The sequence below is a fragment of the Geodermatophilus obscurus genome, from assembly GCF_900115395.1.
In the GTDB taxonomy this organism is placed as follows: Bacteria; Actinomycetota; Actinomycetes; order Mycobacteriales; family Geodermatophilaceae; genus Geodermatophilus; species Geodermatophilus obscurus_B.
Window position 1 is genome coordinate 306,067 of record NZ_FOWE01000003.1, and the last position, 17,210, is coordinate 323,276.

The 17,210-nt window shown below is 76.0% G+C and carries 21 protein-coding genes; 10 read left to right on the forward strand and 11 right to left on the reverse strand.

The window, feature by feature from the left end; translation table 11 throughout:
* Positions 1 to 91 precede the first annotated feature (91 nt).
* From BM165_RS24700 to BM165_RS07495, 3 genes are all read left to right on the forward strand, one after another.
* Complete coding sequence (locus tag BM165_RS24700) at positions 92 to 265, forward strand: Sp36 family protein (RefSeq protein WP_177225141.1); 174 nt, start codon at positions 92 to 94, stop codon at positions 263 to 265.
* Positions 266 to 275: 10 nt separating this feature from the next.
* Positions 276 to 758 (forward strand): RidA family protein, encoded by a 483-nt coding sequence (locus tag BM165_RS07490; RefSeq protein ID WP_075012880.1) that lies wholly within the window; start codon positions 276 to 278, stop codon positions 756 to 758.
* Between the two features lie 124 nt (positions 759 to 882).
* The gene (locus BM165_RS07495; RefSeq protein ID WP_075012881.1) at positions 883 to 1,680 is read left to right on the forward strand and encodes an NUDIX hydrolase; all 798 of its coding nucleotides are present in this window, start codon (positions 883 to 885) and stop codon (positions 1,678 to 1,680) included.
* Between the two features lie 168 nt (positions 1,681 to 1,848).
* Here BM165_RS07495 and BM165_RS07500 read toward each other — a convergent pair whose 3' ends face one another.
* On the reverse strand, positions 1,849 to 2,523 hold the full coding sequence (locus BM165_RS07500) for a Crp/Fnr family transcriptional regulator (protein ID WP_075012882.1): 675 nt from the start codon (positions 2,521 to 2,523) through the stop codon (positions 1,849 to 1,851).
* Between the two features lie 150 nt (positions 2,524 to 2,673).
* The gene (locus BM165_RS07505) at positions 2,674 to 2,919 is read right to left on the reverse strand and encodes a hypothetical protein (RefSeq protein ID WP_244274109.1); all 246 of its coding nucleotides are present in this window, start codon (positions 2,917 to 2,919) and stop codon (positions 2,674 to 2,676) included.
* 88 nt (positions 2,920 to 3,007) lie between these two features.
* On the opposite strand from BM165_RS07505, the gene nth reads away from it, so the two are divergent.
* From nth to BM165_RS07530, 5 genes are read left to right on the forward strand one after another with little or no spacing between them, the layout of a single operon-like run.
* Positions 3,008 to 3,790, forward strand: coding sequence for an endonuclease III (nth, locus tag BM165_RS07510; protein WP_075012883.1), 783 nt, complete (start codon positions 3,008 to 3,010; stop codon positions 3,788 to 3,790).
* A complete protein-coding gene (locus BM165_RS07515; protein WP_075012884.1) occupies positions 3,787 to 4,374 on the forward strand; it encodes a TlpA family protein disulfide reductase in 588 nt (195 codons plus the stop codon). Before nth ends, BM165_RS07515 begins: the two co-directional genes overlap by 4 nt.
* Positions 4,371 to 5,153: an NUDIX hydrolase gene (locus BM165_RS07520; protein ID WP_244274110.1), complete on the forward strand. Its 783-nt coding sequence runs from the start codon at positions 4,371 to 4,373 to the stop codon at positions 5,151 to 5,153. Before BM165_RS07515 ends, BM165_RS07520 begins: the two co-directional genes overlap by 4 nt.
* Positions 5,154 to 5,164: 11 nt before the next feature.
* Positions 5,165 to 5,635, forward strand: a complete 471-nt coding sequence (locus tag BM165_RS07525) for a cupredoxin domain-containing protein (protein WP_075012885.1) — start codon at positions 5,165 to 5,167, stop codon at positions 5,633 to 5,635.
* A gap of 3 nt (positions 5,636 to 5,638) precedes the next feature.
* Entirely contained in the window at positions 5,639 to 6,820 is a 1,182-nt protein-coding gene (locus tag BM165_RS07530; protein WP_075012886.1) for a MarP family serine protease, read from the forward strand.
* A 73-nt stretch (positions 6,821 to 6,893) separates the two neighbouring features.
* On the opposite strand, the gene BM165_RS07535 is transcribed toward BM165_RS07530, so the two are convergent.
* The 3 genes from BM165_RS07535 to acs all read right to left on the reverse strand — a co-directional run bounded on the left by BM165_RS07535 (position 6,894) and on the right by acs (position 10,494).
* A complete protein-coding gene (locus BM165_RS07535; protein WP_244274111.1) occupies positions 6,894 to 7,697 on the reverse strand; it encodes an alpha/beta fold hydrolase in 804 nt (267 codons plus the stop codon).
* A 149-nt stretch (positions 7,698 to 7,846) separates the two neighbouring features.
* Positions 7,847 to 8,350, reverse strand: coding sequence for a phage holin family protein (locus BM165_RS07540; RefSeq protein ID WP_075012888.1), 504 nt, complete (start codon positions 8,348 to 8,350; stop codon positions 7,847 to 7,849).
* Positions 8,351 to 8,541: 191 nt separating this feature from the next.
* Positions 8,542 to 10,494: an acetate--CoA ligase gene (gene acs, locus BM165_RS07545; protein WP_075012889.1), complete on the reverse strand. Its 1,953-nt coding sequence runs from the start codon at positions 10,492 to 10,494 to the stop codon at positions 8,542 to 8,544.
* 120 nt (positions 10,495 to 10,614) lie between these two features.
* Between acs and BM165_RS07550 the strand changes: the two genes are divergently transcribed.
* Positions 10,615 to 11,316, forward strand: a complete 702-nt coding sequence (locus BM165_RS07550; RefSeq protein WP_244274112.1) for a (2Fe-2S)-binding protein — start codon at positions 10,615 to 10,617, stop codon at positions 11,314 to 11,316.
* A gap of 9 nt (positions 11,317 to 11,325) precedes the next feature.
* Here BM165_RS07550 and hflX read toward each other — a convergent pair whose 3' ends face one another.
* The 3 genes from hflX to BM165_RS07565 form a co-directional block, all read right to left on the reverse strand.
* Positions 11,326 to 12,510: a GTPase HflX gene (hflX, locus tag BM165_RS07555; RefSeq protein WP_075012890.1), complete on the reverse strand. Its 1,185-nt coding sequence runs from the start codon at positions 12,508 to 12,510 to the stop codon at positions 11,326 to 11,328.
* A gap of 96 nt (positions 12,511 to 12,606) precedes the next feature.
* Positions 12,607 to 13,632, reverse strand: a complete 1,026-nt coding sequence (locus tag BM165_RS07560) for an S-adenosylmethionine:tRNA ribosyltransferase-isomerase (protein WP_075012891.1) — start codon at positions 13,630 to 13,632, stop codon at positions 12,607 to 12,609.
* Positions 13,629 to 14,321, reverse strand: coding sequence for an SDR family NAD(P)-dependent oxidoreductase (locus BM165_RS07565; RefSeq protein ID WP_075012892.1), 693 nt, complete (start codon positions 14,319 to 14,321; stop codon positions 13,629 to 13,631). Before BM165_RS07565 ends, BM165_RS07560 begins: the two co-directional genes overlap by 4 nt.
* 46 nt (positions 14,322 to 14,367) lie before the next feature.
* On the opposite strand from BM165_RS07565, the gene soxR reads away from it, so the two are divergent.
* Positions 14,368 to 14,853, forward strand: a complete 486-nt coding sequence (gene soxR, locus BM165_RS07570; protein ID WP_244274113.1) for a redox-sensitive transcriptional activator SoxR — start codon at positions 14,368 to 14,370, stop codon at positions 14,851 to 14,853.
* A gap of 6 nt (positions 14,854 to 14,859) precedes the next feature.
* Here the strand turns inward: soxR and BM165_RS07575 are convergent, their stop codons facing one another.
* The 3 genes from BM165_RS07575 to BM165_RS07585 are packed head-to-tail and all read right to left on the reverse strand — an operon-like array spanning position 14,860 to position 16,967.
* Entirely contained in the window at positions 14,860 to 15,150 is a 291-nt protein-coding gene (locus BM165_RS07575; protein WP_075012894.1) for a helix-turn-helix transcriptional regulator, read from the reverse strand.
* Between the two features lie 30 nt (positions 15,151 to 15,180).
* Positions 15,181 to 16,035, reverse strand: coding sequence for an ABC transporter permease (locus BM165_RS07580; protein ID WP_075012895.1), 855 nt, complete (start codon positions 16,033 to 16,035; stop codon positions 15,181 to 15,183).
* Entirely contained in the window at positions 16,032 to 16,967 is a 936-nt protein-coding gene (locus BM165_RS07585; protein ID WP_075012896.1) for an ABC transporter ATP-binding protein, read from the reverse strand. The genes BM165_RS07580 and BM165_RS07585 overlap by 4 nt, the downstream gene beginning before the upstream one ends.
* Positions 16,968 to 17,210 lie beyond the last annotated feature (243 nt).

Genomic DNA, 17,210 nt, shown 5'->3' on the forward strand with positions numbered 1-17,210 from the left:
CCCCGCTGCCCCCCACGCCTCGCGCGCTCGGCGCGGGGCCCTGCAGCGGGGCCGATGGGCGGTGCCGGGTCCTGCGCTAGCGTCGTCCCCCATGAGCGAACCGGCCCGTCGCAGGTGGGAGTACGCCACCATCCCGCTGCTGATCCACAACACCAAGGCGATCCTCGACTCGTGGGGGACCGACGGCTGGGAGCTGGTGACGGTGCTGCCGGGCCCGGGCGGGTCCGAGCAGCCGGTCGCCTACCTCAAGCGCCCGATCGGCTGAGGGCGTCGCGATGACCTCCGGACAGGGGGCCCAGGCGCAGAGCTGGCACGCCCGGCTCGCCGAGCTCGGCATCCGGCTGCCCCCGGTAGCCGCGCCGGTGGCCTCGTACGTGCCGGCCGTGCGCTCCGGGCAGCTGGTGTTCACCAGCGGCCAGCTGCCGTTCGTCGACGGCGGGCTGCGGCGCACCGGCAAGGTCGGCGGCTCGGTCGACCCCGAGGACGCCGCCGCCGACGCGAAGCTGTGCGCGCTCAACGCGCTGGCCGCCGTCGACGAGCTCGTCGGCCTCGACCAGGTGGCCCGGGTGGTGCGGGTGGTCGGCTACGTGGCCAGCGCCGAGGGCTTCAGCGGCCAGCCGCGCGTGGTCAACGGCGCCAGCGAGCTGCTCGGCAAGGTGTTCGGCGAGGCCGGCCGGCACGCCCGCAGCGCGGTCGGCGTCGCCGAGCTGCCGCTGGGCGCCCCGGTCGAGATCGAGCTCACCGTCGAGCTCCGCTGATGGTCGCCCCACCGGGCTCCGACCGCGGCCACGTGCCCGGTCACGGCGCACCGGGCCGCACCCGGCGTCCCGGTCGGGGAGCCTCCGGCCCCTGCGATGGGGCCGCCGACGACTGCGTCGTGCCGTGACGGGTGCGGCGGTCCGCCCGGCGGCGACGGTCCTGCTGCTGCGCGACGGCGAGGCGGGCCTGGAGGTCCACCTGCTGCGGCGCACCCGGGGCATGCCGTTCGCGGGCGGGATGACCGCCTACCCCGGTGGCGGGGTGGACCCCCGCGACGGCGACGTCGACGTCGCCTGGGCCGGGCCGGCGCCGGCGGAGTGGGCGGCGTCACTGGGCTGCGAGGAGCGGGTCGCGCGGGAGCTGGTGTGCGCCGCGGTGCGGGAGACCTTCGAGGAGGCCGGCGTGCTGCTGGCCGGCCCGCCCGACGGCCCCGACGTCGTGCCGGACGTCTCCGGCGACGAGTGGGAGGCCCAGCGGCAGGCCCTGCTCACCCGGGACCTGTCGCTGGCCGAGCTGCTGGCCGGCCGCGGGCTGGTGCTGCGCTCGGACCTGCTGCGGCCGTTCGCGCACTGGATCACACCGCCGCAGGAGACCCGGCGGTACGACACCCGGTTCTTCGCCGCGGGCCTGCCGGCGGGGCAGGAGGCGCGCGACGTCTCCGGTGAGGCCGACGAGGCCGGCTGGCTGACGCCGGCCGCCGCGCTCGCGGAGATGAGCGCCGGGACCCGGCCGATGCTGCCGCCGACCATCCACACGCTCGGCCAGCTCGCCGCCTTCCCCGACGTCGCGTCGGCGCTGGCCGGCAGCCCGCCGGAGCCGCTCGTGCCGATCATGCCGGAGCTGCGGACGACCCCCGAGGGGCGTTACGCCGAGCTGCCCGACGGCACCCGCATCGGCATGGTCGTGCCGTTGCCTTCGTGACCCTCCGGGTCACACCGCGGCCAGGTGCCCTCCCCGACCCGCACCGAGCCCCACCGTCGCGTCCGCCGGGGACCCTCCGGGCCCACCACCGGCCACGACACCGCTGCCGCGACGACAGCAGTGGACGCGCGGGCCCGCAAACCGTGGCGGTCCGGGAGGACCGCGGTGTCATCGCGCGCGGCGGCGGAGGCGGTCCTCGTCGAGGACGACGACCGACTTGCCCTGCAGCTGGATCCAGCCGCGGTGCACGAAGTCGGCCAGCGCCTTGTTCACCGTCTCGCGCGAGGCACCGACGAGCTGGGCCAGCTCCTCCTGCGTGAGGTCGTGCTTGACGCGCAGGCCGTCGGCCTCGCGGCTGCCGAAGCGGTCGGCCATCTGCAGCAGCGCCTTGGCCACGCGGCCGGGGACGTCGGTGAAGATCAGGTCGGCCACGGAGTCGTTGGTCCGGCGCAGCCGGCGCGCGAGCACGTGCAGCAGCCGCTCACCGACCTCCGGGTGCGCCTCGATCCAGGGGCGCAGCACCGACTGCGGCATCTTCGCCAGCTTCACGTCGGTCACCGCCGTGGCCGTGGCGGTGCGCGGGCCGGGGTCGAACACCGACAGCTCGCCGAACTGGTCGGAGGGGCCCATGACGGCCAGGACGTTCTCGCGGCCGTCGGGGGAGCGGCGGGAGAGCTTGATCTTCCCGCTCAGCACGATGTAGAGGCTGTCGCCGGGCTCGCCCTCGTTGAACACCACCCGTCCGCGGGGGAGGGTGAGCGTCTCCAGACGGCTGGCGACCGGGTCGACGGCCTCCTCCGAGAGCCCCTGGAAGAGCCCGGACTGGGCCAGCACCTCGTCCACCACGTGTTCCCCACCCCACCGTTCGCGTCTGCCTGCGGGGCATGGGCGCCCGCATCCAGGGGGAGTCTAGGCGGCTGTGCCCGTCGTCACCCGTTCGGTGATCGTGCGGTGCCCCGGGAGGGGGAGGGGCGGACCGGCCGGGACGACCGGCTAGACCAGCGTCTCGCTGCGCTGCTGCGCCCGTGAGCGGCGGCGACGGCGCCAGCGCGCCATGGCCCGGCGGATGCCGGAGGCGGCCAGCGTGTCGACCTCGCCCTGGGTGGCCGACTCGAGGAACTCGACGACCTCGCGCGGCGACGTCGGCCGGCGGAGGGGCTCCTCGACGCGCTCCATCACCAGCAGGAACGCGATCACCATGGGCGGGAAGAGGATGACGATGAGTGCGACCACGGTCACCTCTCGTTCCGGTCGCGGCGTGCGGGCCTGTCGTCGCGATGATGACACGCGTCCGGGACCGTCGCCGGTGACGCCTACGCTCGATCGCGTGTCCTCGCCGGCCTACGCGCGCCCCGCGGCGCGTCGCGCTCCCGCCCGCCGCCCGGCGGCCGTCCCCTTCGACCCCGACGAGACGCCGCTGGCCCGCACCCGCCGCGCCCGCCGGATGGCCCGCGAGCTCGCCGTCATCCACCCCGACGCGCACTGCGAGCTGGACTTCACCGATGCCTTCGAGCTGCTCGTGGCCACCGTGCTCTCGGCGCAGACCACCGACAAGACGGTGAACAAGGTCACGCCGCGGCTGTTCGCCCGGTACCCGGACCCGGCCGCGCTCGCCGGCGCCGACCGGGCCGAGCTGGAGGAGATCCTCAAGCCCACCGGCTTCTTCCGCGCCAAGGCGAACTCCGTGCTCGGCCTGGCCCGAGCGCTGGTCGAGCGGTTCGACGGCGAGGTCCCCGGCCGGATGGCCGACCTCGTGACGCTGCCGGGCGTGGGCCGCAAGACGGCGAACGTCGTCCTGGGCAACGCCTTCGACGTGCCGGGGCTGACCGTCGACACCCACTTCGGCCGGCTGGTCCGCCGCTTCGGCTGGACCGCCGAGGAGGACCCGGTCAAGGTCGAGGCCGAGATCGCCGAGCTGGTGCCCAAGCGCGACTGGACCATGTTCAGCCACCGCGTGATCTTCCACGGCCGCCGGGTCTGCCACGCCAAGAAGGCCGCCTGCGGCGCGTGCGGGCTGGCCCGCTGGTGCCCGTCCTACGGCATCGGCCCCACCGACCCGGAGGCTGCTCTGAAGCTGGTCAAGACGCCGGCGGCGTCGGACACCGAGTGAGCGCCCGGCGCGCGGCGGCGCTCCTGCTCGGGCTCGGGCTCCTCACGTCGGCCTGCACCGCGGCCGGTGACGCCGACGCGGGCGGGGCCCCGGCGGCCGCCACGACCACGTGGAGCGCGCCGCTGCAGGCCTGCCCCGAGCAGCCCGACGAGCCGGCGGCGGGGCCGCAGACGCTGCCGCCGGTGGCGCTGCCCTGTCCGGGCGGCGGCGAGCTGGACCTCGGCCGCGCCCCGGGCGTGCCCACCGTGGTGAACCTGTGGGCGAGCTGGTGCGCCCCCTGCCGCGAGGAGCTCCCGCTGGTGCAGGACCTCGCCGACGCCGCCGCCGGCCGGGTCGCCGTGGTCGGTGTGATCAGCAAGGACGGCGTGCCGCAGGCCGACTCGTTCGCCACCGACGCCGGGGTCACCTTCCCCAGCGCCTACGACCGCGGCGGGGAGCTGATGGACGAGCTGGGGGTCAACGTCCTGCCCTTCACCTACCTCGTCGACGCCGACGGCGCGCTCGTGCACACGGAGGTGGGCCCGGTCGCCTCGGTCGACGAGCTGCGCGCGCTGGTCGCCGAGCACCTCGGGGTGCAGCTGTGACCGGCCCGCTGCCGGGCCCGCTGCCCGGCGTCGACACCGGCGGCCTGCCGGGGTACCTGCGGCGGCTGCTGGCCGCCTCCGCCGACCTGCCGCTGCGCCACCGCCTCCAGCCGGCCACCGGCACCGCCCGCCGCTCGGCGGTGCTGATCCTCTTCGGCGAGGGCCCGCGCGGCGCCGACGTCCTGCTCATCGAGAAGTCGGCGCGGCTGCGCACGCACGCCGGGCAGCCGGCCTTCCCCGGCGGCGGCGCCGACCCCGGCGAGGACTACCCGGTCGGCACGGCGCTGCGCGAGGCGCAGGAGGAGGCCGGGGTCGACCCGGCCGGCGTGCGGGTCCTCGCGACCCTGCCCGAGCTGTTCCTCGGCCCGTCGGACAACCTCGTCGTCCCCGTGGTGGCCTGGTGGGACGACCCCGCCGACGTCGAGGTCGGCGACCCGCGGGAGGTGGCGCGGGTGGCACGGGTGCCGCTGGCCGACCTCACCGACCCCGCCAACCGGTTCCGGGTGCGCCACCCGGTCGGCTACGTCGGCCCGGCGTTCGGGGTCGCCGGCATGGTCGTCTGGGGCTTCACCGCGGCCCTGCTCGACGCGGTCCTCGACGCCGCGGGCCTGACCCGGCCCTGGGACGCCCGCGACGTGCGGCCCCTGGAGGTCACGGGGACGCGGCCGGCCGCGGCACCCGGTTCGCTGGGGGAGGGCGGCACCGAGGACGCCGCCGCGCCGACGGTCGTCGACGGCGCGTCCGGTGGGCCCGCCGCGCGTACCGTTCCGCGCCGATGAGGAGGACGGCGATGAGCGGGATGTGGACGCGCCGGCTGCCGGCGGCGGTCACCGGTGCCGTGCTCGCGGCCGGCGTGCTCGCCGGCTGCGGCTCCGACGGTGGCTCCGGCGGGGGGACCGGCGGCGGGACGGCGGCTCCGTCGTCGTCCGACCCGTCGCTGGGCACGGTGACGGTCGCCGAGGACGGCGTCCAGGAGGTCACCATCCAGACGCCCGACGACTACGTCTTCCTCCCCGAGACCTTCACCGTGGCGCCGGGCCGGGTCCGGCTGACCGTGCAGAGCACCGCGTCGCAGGCCACCCACAACTTCCGCTTCACCCCGGGCGCCGGCGTCGAGGAGATCTCCGAGGAGATCCCGCTGCTCGCCGCGGGGCAGACCGAGACGATCGAGTTCGAGGTCACCCTCCCCGGCGAGCACCCCTTCGAGTGCAGCTTCCACACCCAGCTCGGCCAGGTGGGCGTGATGACGGTGCGCGGCTGAGCCATGTCGCTGGTCGACCTCGCGCTCATCGCGCTCGCGCTCGTCTTCGCCTTCACCGGCTTCCGGCAGGGCCTGCTGGTGTCGGCGACGTCGTTCCTGGGCTTCCTCGGCGGCGCGGTGCTCGGCGCCCAGCTGTCCGGGCCCGTCGCCGACCGGCTCGACAGCACGCCGGTCACCCGGGTGTTCGCCGCGCTCGTCGTCGTCCTCGCCGGTGCGCTGCTCGGTCAGCTGCTCGCCGGGGCCGTCGGGCGGGCGGTGCGCAGCCGGCTGACCTGGGAGCCCGCCGAGGTCTTCGACTCCGTGGCGGGGGCGGTGGTGTCCGCGGTCGCCGTGCTGCTGGTCGCGTGGATGGTGGCCTCACCGCTGGCCACCGCGCCCTTCCCCCAGCTGGCCGGGCAGGTCCGGGAGTCCGCGCTGGTCGCGGCCGTGGACCGGGCGGTGCCCGACGGCGTCCGTGCGGTCTACGACTCGCTGCGGCAGGCGATCGACCGCCGCGGCCTGCCCGACGTCCTCGACCCGCTCACCCCCACCCGTGCCCGCGAGGTCGAGGCGCCCGACCAGGCCCTGGCCGCCAGCCCCGTCGTCGGCCGGGTGAGCGGCTCGGTGGTGAAGATCCGCGGGATCGCGCCGTCGTGCTCGCGGCAGATCGACGGGTCCGGCTTCGTCTACGCACCCGGCCGCGTCATGACCAACGCACACGTGCTGGCGGGCGTGAGCGACCCCGTCGTGGAGGCCGAGGGCGAGGAGTACGAGGCGACGCCGGTGTTCGTCGACGAGGAGGTCGACGTCGCGGTGCTCGCGGTCCCCGGCCTGCCGCAGGTGCCGCTGGCCTTCTCCGGGGTCGTGTCCGACACCGACGACGACGCGATCATCATGGGCTACCCCGGTGGCGGCCCGTTCTTCGTGGGCCCCGCGCGCATCCGCGACCAGGGCCCGATCAGCGGCCCCGACTTCCGCAGCAGCCAGACCGTGCAGCGCGACGTCTACGCGCTCCGCGGCGACGTCCGCGCCGGCAACTCCGGGGGCCCGCTGTTCGACCCCGCGGGGCAGGTGATCGGCGTCGTCTTCGCCTCGGCGATCGACGACCCGGCCACGGGCTACGCCCTCACCGCGCAGCAGGTGGCCCCGGCGGCGGAGGCCGGCGCGGTCGCCACCGCCCCCGCCGACACCGGTCCCTGCGAATGAAGGACCCCAGTGCCCCCGGCCCTTCCCAGGCTCAGGGTGGGACCCTGCAGCGGGGCCGTTCCAGCGCCTCGCCTCAGGAGGTGGCCCACGTGACGATGGCGGTGCCGACCTCGGTGGCGGCCTCCTCGGGCGGGAAGTGGCCGATGCCGGGCAGCTCCCGCCACTCGTAGGCACCGGCGACGTAGCGGCCCGACCCGCGCGCGGTGCGCGGCAGGACCAGCGGGTCCAGCGCGCCGTGCAACTGCAGTGTCGGCGCGGTGACCGGGGCGGCCATCCGGCGGGCGTACCGCAGCCCGTCGGGCCGCACCTGCGAGCGGCCGGCCCAGCGGAAGTACTCCATCGACCCGTACGCGGCCTGCGGGATGCGCGCGGCCGACCGGTAGCGCTCCACCGCCTCGGCGAAGTCGGGGGTGGCCGTCCAGTCCGCACCGGCCCAGCGGCGCAGGAAGTCGGCCACCGGGTCGTCGTCGGCGCGGGTCAGCCGCCACTCGGGCAGCCGCGGCAGCTGGAAGCCCAGGACGTGCCGCAGGGCCCGCCGCTGCGCCCGGTCGCGCAGCCCGGCGCGCAGCAGCCGCGGGTGGGCCATCGAGACGACGACCAGCCGGCGCACCACCCGCGGGTGCAGCGCGGCCATCGTCCAGGCCACCAGCCCGCCCCAGTCGTGCCCGACCACGACGGCGTCCTTCTCCCCGAGCGCCCGGACGAGGGCGGCGACGTCGCTGGCCGCCGTCGGCAGGTCGTACCCGCGCGGCGGTTTGTCGCTGGCGCCGTAGCCGCGCAGGTCGGGCGCGACGGCGCGGAAGCCGGCGTCGGCGAGGAGCGGCAGCTGGGCGCGCCAGGTCCACCAGTACTGCGGGAACCCGTGCAGGAGCAGCACCAGCGGACCCTGGCCGGCCTCGGCCAGGTGCAGCCGGACGCCGTTGGCCGAGGCGTCGCGGTGCAGCCAGGGGCCGGGGAGCAGGACGCTGGTGGCGTCGGGCCGCAGGTCGGCGGGGACGCCCCCGCCCCGCCCCGGTGTCCGGGCGCTCAGACCAGGTAGGTGTCGGGGGAGCGCCGCTCGACGCGCCCGTTGCTCACCGTCGGCAGGGCACGGCGGCGGGTGCCGGGCGCCTCGCGGTGCATGACGTCGGGCAGCTCGCGCAGCGACTCCATCGTCCGCTCGGGCTTGTCGATCTTCTTCAGCATCCGGAAGCCGACGAGCCCGGCGACGGCGGCCACGACGAGCAGGCCGACGGTGACGATCAGGTAGGACACCCAGCGCGGCAGGCCCAGCCAGGTGAACAGCTCGGCGAGCGTGACGAACAGGTAGATGCCGGCGAAGGCGGCCAGGACGCCCGCGACGGCGAACAGCCCGACGCTCACGCCGGCCTTCTTCGCCGAGCGGCCGATCTCGGCCTTGGCCAGCTCGATCTCCGCGCGGATCAGCGTGGACACGTCGGCCATGGCGCTCTGCACCAGCGTCCCCATCGAGGGGTCGTCGCTGCCGGCATGCCGCCCGGTGGGCTGGGTGGACGACGCGCTGTGGGCCACGGGGGCTCCTCCCTGGTCGGGCTCGGCGGCCGCTGGGAGCGGCCTCGGGTGATCGTCCCCCATGATCGCCGGACGCGCGCCCCGGCGTCCCCCGCGGGTGCGCGTGGGGGACGCCGGTGACGGGCTGGAACGGCCTCGCTGCAGGGCCCCGGCGCGAGCGGAACCAGGGCTGGGGGCAGCGAGGTGCTTCGTCAGTCCTCGGAGCCGCTGCTCGCGGGGAGCTTGTCCTTGATCAGGTTCATGACCGAGGAGTCGGTCAGGGTGGTGACGTCGCCGAGCTCGCGGTTCTCGGCGATGTCGCGCAGCAGCCGCCGCATGATCTTGCCGGAGCGGGTCTTGGGCAGCTCCTGCACGACCATGATCTGGCGCGGCTTGGCGATCGGGCCGATGTCCTTCGCGACGTGCGCCTTCAGCGCCTTCACCAGCTCGTCGCCGGAGTCCTCGGCGTTCCCGCGCAGGATGACGAACGCGACGATGCCCTGCCCGGTGGTCGGGTCGCTCGCGCCGACGACCGCCGCCTCGGCCACCGTCGGGTGGCCCACCAGTGACGACTCCACCTCGGTGGTGGAGATGCGGTGCCCCGACACGTTCATCACGTCGTCGACGCGGCCGAGCAGCCAGATGTCGCCGTCGGCGTCCTTCTTCGCCCCGTCGCCGGCGAAGTAGACCTCCTTGCCGAAGCGCGACCAGTAGGTGTCGACGTAGCGGTCGTCGTCGCCCCAGATGGTGCGCAGCATCGACGGCCACGGTGCAGTGAGCACCAGCAGGCCGGAGGAGTCGTCGCCGAGCTCGTTGCCCTCGTCGTCGACGACCTTCACCGAGATGCCGGGGAACGGCGTCTGCGCCGACCCGGGCTTCCCCGAGGTCACGCCCGGCAGTGGGGTGATCATGTGCGCGCCGGTCTCGGTCTGCCACCAGGTGTCGACGATCGGGCAGCGCCCGCCGCCGATGTTCTGGTGGTACCAGAGCCACGCCTCGGGGTTGATCGGCTCGCCGACCGAGCCGAGGAGGCGCAGGGAGGTGAGGTCGAAGCCGGCCGGGATGTCCTCGCCCCACTTCATGAACGTCCGGATCACCGTGGGTGCGGTGTAGAGGATCGAGACGCGGTACTTCTCGATCAGCTCGAACCAGCGGCCGCGGTGCGGCGTCTCCGGCGTCCCCTCGTACATCACCGACGTCGCCCGGTTGGCCAGCGGGCCGTAGACGATGTAGCTGTGGCCGGTGACCCAGCCGACGTCGGCGGCGGTCCAGTAGACGTCGTCGTCCGGCTTGAGGTCGAAGGTCGCCCAGTGCGTGTAGGCGACCTGGGTCAGGTAGCCGCCGGAGGTGTGCAGGATCCCCTTCGGCTTCGCCGTCGTCCCGGACGTGTACATGATGTAGAGCGGGTGCTCGGCGTCGAAGGACTCGGGCTCGTGCTCGGCCGGCTGGCGGTCGACGACGTCGTGCCACCACAGGTCGCGACCCTCGGTCCACTCGACGTCCTGCTCGGTCCGCCGAACGACCACCACGTTGCGCACGCCGGGGCTCCGGCCCACGGCGTCGTCCACCGCCGGCTTGAGCGCGCTGGGGGCGCCGCGGCGGTAGCCGCCGTCGGCGGTGACCACCAGGACGGCGCCGGCGTCGTCCAGGCGACTGGCCAGCGCGTCGGCGGAGAAGCCGCCGAAGACCACCATGTGGACGGCGCCGATGCGGGCGCAGGCGAGCATCGCGACGATCGTCTCGGGGATCATCGGCATGTAGATCGCCACGCGGTCGCCGGCCTGCACGCCGAGCTCGACCAGCGCGTTGGCGGCCCGGCAGACGTCGTCCTTGAGCTGGGCGTAGGTGATCGTGCGGGTGTCGCCCGGCTCGCCCTCCCAGTGGTAGGCGACCTGCTCGCCGTGGCCGTCCTCGACGTGCCGGTCGACGCAGTTGTAGGCGACGTTGAGCTTCCCGCCGACGAACCACTTGGCGAACGGCGGGTTGCTCCAGTCGAGGACCTCGTCCCACTCCCGGGTCCAGGTCAGCCGGCGCGCGGCCTCCGCCCAGAACGCCAGGCGGTCGGCCTCGGCCCGCGCGTACACGTCCGGGCCCACGTTCGCGGACGCGGCCAGCTGCTGCGGCGCCGGGAAGCGGCGGCCCTCCGACCCGTTCGACTCGCTCACGCGGGGCTCCCTCCGTCTCGGATCGTCCGCCGCCGGCCGGCGGCGTGTCCCAGCACACACCGTAGGGCCCCGGCGGCCCGCGGGTCAGGTCACCGGGACGGGCTGCCGCAGACTGGGCCGGTGGACGGCGGACCGCAGGCGGCCGTGGCGGCCCGGGTGCCCGGCGCGGCCGGCCTCGGCCTGCTCGCCCCGCCCTCGGCCCGCCCGTTCCCGGCGGCCCTGCTCGCCGACGCCGACTGGACGGCGGAGCGGGTGACGGGGCTGGGCCGCCGGTACCGCAGCACCGACCGCCGGGTGCTCGCCACGGTCTGGTGGTACTCGGCCTCGGCGGTGCTGCTGACCCCCGTGGCGGCCGGGCTGGCGACCGCGCGGCCGCTGTCGGCGCGGCTGGCCGACACGACGCTGTACGAGGTCGGCGGCACCCTGCTGGCGGGGGTCTCGGCCGCTCCCTCGGGTCCCGACCCGGCGGCGGACCTCCGCGCGGCGCTGGCCGCGGCGATCGGCGCGGTCGCCGCGGCGGGCGGGTTGCGCGAGCGGCCGCTGTGGGCGGTGGCCACCGACTCGCTGGCCGGACGGCTGCTGGCCGTGGGACGGGCGCTGGGCGACGTCGCCACCGTGACCGCGCTGGCCGCACCGGTGGCCGCCGCGGTCGGCGACCCGCTGCCGGCGCCGCGCTTCACCGACGTCGGCGGCACCCGATTCGTCCGCCGCGCCTCCTGCTGCCTGCTCTACCGGCTCCCCGGCGAGGGGATGTGCACCGCCTGCCCCGGCCGCCCGCCGGCGCACCGGCAGGTGCTGCTCGAGGCCGCCGCGGGCCTGTGAGGAGGCGGCTCAGCGGGCGAGCGCGCGGGCGATCGCGGCCCGCAGGTCCTCGATCCCCTCACCGGTGACGGCCGAGACCGCCACCGCGTCGGGGTAGGCGCTGCGCAGTCCGGCGAGCCACCCGTCCGGCGCGACGTCGACCTTGTTGAGCGCCAGCAGCTCGGGGTGGTCGCGTGCGCCGATCTCGTGGAGGACGCCGCGCACCGCCGTCACCTGGGCCATGGCGTCGGGCGCGGAGGCGTCGACGACGTGCAGCACGAGGTCGGCCTCGACCACCTCCTCCAGCGTGGCCCGGAAGGCGTCGACCAGCTGGTGGGGGAGGTGGCGGACGAAGCCCACGGTGTCGGTGAGCGTGAAGGGCCCGCCGTCGGGGGTGCGGGCCTGGCGGACCGTCGGGTCCAGGGTCGCGAACAGCGCGTCCTGCACCAGGACGTCGGCGCCGGTCAGCCGGTTGAGCAGCGCGGACTTCCCGGCGTTGGTGTACCCGGTCAGCGCCACCGACGGGACCCGGGCGGACCGGCGGCGGATGCGTGTCCGCTGCCGCCGCGCCGCGGTCTGCTGCACCTGGCGCCGCAGGAGGGTGATGCGGCGGCGCAGGTGGCGGCGCTGGGTCTCCAGGCGCTGCTCGCCCGGCCCGCGGACGCCGGCCCCCGCGCCTCCGGCGGTCCGGCCACCGCCGATGCGCGACAGGGCCGTCCCCTGCCCCTGCAGCCGGGGCAGCTGGTAGGCCAGCTGGGCGAGCTCCACCTGCGCCCGGCCCTCGCTGCTGCGTGCGTGCTGGGCGAAGACGTCGAGGATCAGCGCGGTCCGGTCCACCACGCGGGCGCCGACCCGGTCCTCGAGGTTGCGCACCTGCCCCGGGGAGAGGTCGCCGTCGGCGATGACCAGCGCGGCGCCCTCCTCGTCGACCAGGGCGGCGAGCTCGGCCACCTTGCCCGAGCCGAGGTAGGTGGCCGGGTCGGGCCGCTCGCGAGCCTGCACCATCCGCCCGACGACGGTGACGCCGTCGGTCTGCGCCAGGCGCTCCAGCTCGTCGAGCGGGTCCGCCGGGTCGCCGCCGGCGTCCTGCGGGCGCAGGCCCAGCAGCACCGCCCGCGGCGGCTCCCCGTCGGACGGCCGCCCGCCGCCGTCCCCGGCCGCCCGCCCGGTGGTCGTCGCGTCCTGTGCCGATCCCAGCAGCCACGCGCCTGGCATCCCGGCCTCCGGGGTGTCCGGCCGGTGAGTCGGGCCGTGCTGGCCCGGTCGTCCGGCGCTCCCAGCCTCGCCGCGGGGACGCCCGCGCGCCACCGCTCAGGGGAGGAACAGCATCGAGTCGCCGAACTCGTGCCACAGGTACCCGCCGGCGACGGCGGCGTCGTAGGCGCGGGCGACCAGGTCGGGGCCGGCCACCGCCTGCAGCAGCAGCAGGTGGCTGGCCTCGGGCTCGTGCAGGCCGGTGACCAGGCCGGTCACCGCACGGGCCGGCCGGTCCGGGCCGAGGACCAGGTCGGTCCAGCCCTCGCCGGGCCGGGTGACGCCGTCCTCGCCGGTCACCGTCTCCAGCGCCCGGGTGACCGTGGTGCCGACGGCGACCACCCGCCGTCCGGCGGCCCGCGTCGCGGTGACCAGCCGGGCGGTGACCTCCGGGACCCGGTAGCGCTCCGGTGCCGGGGGCTCGTGCAGCTCCGGGCTGGACACGCCCGCGTGCAGGACGAGCGGGACCACCGGCACGCCCCGGGCCACCAGCCGCACGAGCAGCCGCTCGGTGAAGGGCCGGCCGGCGCTGGCGTTTTCCGCGCTGCCGGGCTCGGTGGCGTAGACGTTCTGCACGTCGGCGAGGTCCACAGCGGCGCCGAGGTGCCCGTAGCGCACCGGCCGGCCGTACCGGGCCAGGTACCCCGGCACCGACACCGCGGGTGAGGCGTGCGCCCGCCACAGCCGGCCGGGGCGGCCCGGGTCGGGGAAGCCGGCGCGCAGGACCAGCCGGACGCCGCCGGGGAGGTCCAGCGCCGTGCCGGGCTCGACGCCGGTCTCGGGCCCGTCGTCGGTCGGGCGGCGCACCTCGACCACCCAGGCGCCGTCGTCGAGCGTCGTCGAGACGTGCACGGGGGTGGTCGCGCCGTCGGTCCGCCGGGCCGTCAGCCGTGCCGGGAGCGTGCCCGAGGTGTTGACCACCACCAGGTCGCCGGGCTCGAGCAGGTCGGGGAGGTCGGAGAAGCGCGCGGACGTGAGGACGTGCGGCCGGACCGCCATCAGCCGCACGCCGTCGCGGGCCAGGCCGCGCCGCTCCGGCGGGACGGTGGCCGCCGCGCCCACGGGGACGGTCAGGGCGGTCACCGGGCCACCTCCGCCAGGTCGGTCACCCGCACGCGCGGACCGGGGACGCCGCCGTCGAGCACCCGCAGCAGTGCCGGGGCGACGTCCTCGGGGGCGGCCAGGCCGGCCGGGTCGGCGCCGGGGTCGGCGGCCGCGTGCATGTCGGTGGCCATGTCGCCGGGGTCGACGGCGAGGACGCGCAGCCGCGGGTGCTCCACGGCGAGGACGGCGGTCAGCAGGTCCAGCGCGGCCTTGCTGGCGCCGTACCCGCCCCAGCCTTCGTAGGCCTCGACGGCGGCGTCGCTCGTGATCGTGACGACGGTGCCGCCGGACCGCTCCAGCGCGGGCAGCACCGCCTGCACCAGCGCCAGCGGGGCGACGGTGTTGACCCGCAGCAGGTCCTCCAGCGTGGCAGCGGCGAGGTCGGCCAGCCGGGGCAGCGGCGTCGGGCCGAGCGCGGAGGCGTTGGCGACGAGCAGGTCGAGGGAGTCGCCGGCCGCGGCGGCCAGCGCGGCGCGGTGGTCGGCGTCGGCGACGTCACCGGGCAGCGCGGTGACCAGGTCGGGACGGGGGAGGGAGGCGACGGCGGCGGCCAGCCGGGCGGGATCGCGGGCGTCGACGACGAGGCGCCATCCGCGGCGGGACAGCTCGGTGGCGAGGGCGAGACCGAGGCCGCGGGAGGCGCCGGTCACCAGGGCGGTGGGTGTCATGGGGCTACGCTGCGACCTGAAGTCGACTCGAGGTCAAGGGGGCGGCGTGGAGCTGCTGGCGATCGGGGAGGTGGCGGCGCGCGCGGGCCTGACGCCGTCGGCCCTGCGGCACTACGAGGCCGAGGGGCTGCTGGCGCCCGAGCGGACGGCGGGCGGCGCGCGGCGCTACCCGCGCTCGGTGCTGCGGCGGCTCGCCTTCGTCCGCGCGGCGCAGAACGTGGGCCTGTCGCTACCGGAGATCCGGCAGGCGCTGGCCTCGCTGCCCGACGGCCGGACGCCGTCGGCCCGCGACTGGGAGCGGCTCTCGCGGGGGTGGCGGGACCGGCTCGACGAGCAGATCGCCGCCCTGGTGCAGCTGCGCGACGGGCTGTCGTCGTGCATCGGCTGCGGCTGCCTGTCGCTCACCTCGTGCGGCCTGTCCAACCCCGGCGACGCCGCGGCCGCCGAGGGTCCGGGGGCGCGGCGGCTGTCGCCGCTGCTGCGCCGGCTGCCCCCGGCCGGCCGGGTCGGGGGACCGGCCGGCCGGGGCTGACGCTCCTCAGCCCGCCGCGAGACCGTCCGCCTGCCCGTCCGGCTCGCCCGGGGCCGGCCGGGTGGCGTCGCTGATCCGCGGGAACGGCCGGGTGGAGAAGACGACCTCCACCGGCAGCCCGAAGAACTCCGCGATGCGCAGCGCGAGGTTCAGGCTCGGGTTGTACTCGCCGCGCTCGAGGTAGCCCACCGTCTGGTAGTGGACGCCGAGCGCATCGGCCAGCTCCCGCCGGGTCACGCCCTGCTCGGCGCGCAGGATCGCGATCCGGTTGTAGACCGCGTCCCTGTCGCCGCTCACCGGAGCCACCGGGTCACCCGACCCACCGGGTCACCGGACCCACTGCGCCGCCTGGTCGCGCGCCGCCGCCACCGAGGAGCCGGACTGCCGGCGGGCCATCCGCCGCAGCACCCGCGGGGTGAGCAGCAGGCCCGCCACCGCCCACGCCGCCAGCACGAGCACCGTCGTCCCCGTGCGCCAGGAGTCGCCGAGCTCCACGGCGGCGGCCGCGTCGGGGAGGAACGCCGAGCGCATGCCCAGGCCGATCCAGTAGGTCGGGAACACCTGGGCGACCGCCTGCACCCAGCCCCACAGCGCCTGGACCGGGAAGAAGACCCCGGAGATCGCCGTGACCACGATGACCGGGAGCATCCCCCAGGTGGTGACCTTCTGCGTGCTCGGCACCAGCGAGCCGATCACCATGCCCAGCGGCAGGGTCGCGAGCAGCCCCAGCACGACCACCCAGGTCACGGTGAGCCAGCCCGCGGCGCCGCGGTCCATCACGCCGTCGAAGAGCAGGAAGCTCGGCACGAGGATGACCAGGAGCAGGGGCACCAACCCGAGCGAGTGCAGGACGACCTGGCCGGTCACGTACCCCTGCATGCCGTGGGGCACCGCCTTGTGCCGCAGCAGCGTCCCGTCCTCCCGCTCCATGGCCAGGGAGAAGGCCGGGCCGATGACCACGCCGAAGGCCAGGAGTGCGGCGAGGATGCCGGGCAGGCTGTAGGCCACCACCGAGATGCCGGTGCCGTCGATCTGCTCGTCCCGGTTGAACCACAGGTAGAGCAGGGTGCCGAGGCCCATGAACAGGTAGAAGCCCTGGTCCTGGGGGCTGCGGAGGCTGAGCAGGAACTCCGTCCAGCCGCGGCGGACGCCGAGCGCGAGCGCGTTGCGGGTGGCGTTCACCGGGTCACCTCCACCAGCGCCGGCGCGGCCGGTGCGCCGGTCTCGGACCGCTGCACCATCGCCAGGTAGGTGTCCTCGAGGCTGGCGTGGCGGACCTCGAGATCGGTCAGCTCGTCGCCGTGCTGCTCGAACAGCCCCCGGACGAACGCGACGACGTCGTCGGTGCCGTGCACGTACCGCTCCCGCCCGCACGCCCAGCGCACCTCCGAGGTGCCCGCCACCTGCCGGGCCAGCGCGTCGGGGCTGCCGTCGGCGACGATGCGCCCGTCGGCCAGGATCAGGATGCGGTCGGCCAGCTTCTCGGCCTCGTCGAGGTCGTGGGTGGTGAGCAGGATGCTCGTGCCCTCGAGGTCGGAGAGCCGGTGCACCAGGTCGTGGAAGTCCCGGCGGGCCTGCGGGTCGAACCCGGCCGTCGGCTCGTCGAGGAACAGCAGCTCCGGGCGGCCGATGATGCCGACGGCCACGTCGAGCCGGCGCCGCTGGCCGCCCGACAGAGTGCCGATCTTCCGGTCGGCGAACTCGGCCATCCCGACCACCTCGAGCAACCAGTCGACGGCGTAGGGCCGGGGCCGCTCGGGTGTGCCGTAGGCGGCGTAGTAGCCGCCGAGCTGGTCGAGCAGCCGGCGCGGGGTCCACCGGGCGTGGTCGCGCCACGACTGCAGCACGACGCCGACCCGCGCCCGCCAGGCGTCCCCGGCGTGCGCCGGGTCCTCGCCGAGCACGCGGACCTCGCCCGCCGACGGCAGCCGGAAGCCCTCGAGGATCTCGATGGTGGTGGTCTTGCCCGCCCCGTTGGGGCCGAGCAGGCAGACGACCTCGCCCGCGTCGACGGTCAGGTCGACGCCGGTGAGGACCTCGGTGGTGCCGTAGGTCATCCGCAGGTCGCGGACCTCGATGACCGGGTCGTCGGACGGGGGAGCGGAACGGGGCATCGTCGCCTCCGGGGGGACGCCGTCGGATGCTGCAGATAGTAGGAGTGCTACATCCGCAGCGCCAGTGCTATCCCCGCTGGTTCTTCGGCGGCGATCGTGGAGGTCCGGTGGCGACACGCGGGGGCGGCGCGGCGTGTCACCACGCCGGCGCCATGATCGCGGGGGGACGGCGCCCGGGTCGGCGCCCGGGCCTGGGCTGGGAGGAGCGCCCGGGCCGGAGCCGGATCGGACCGTCGTGGCCGG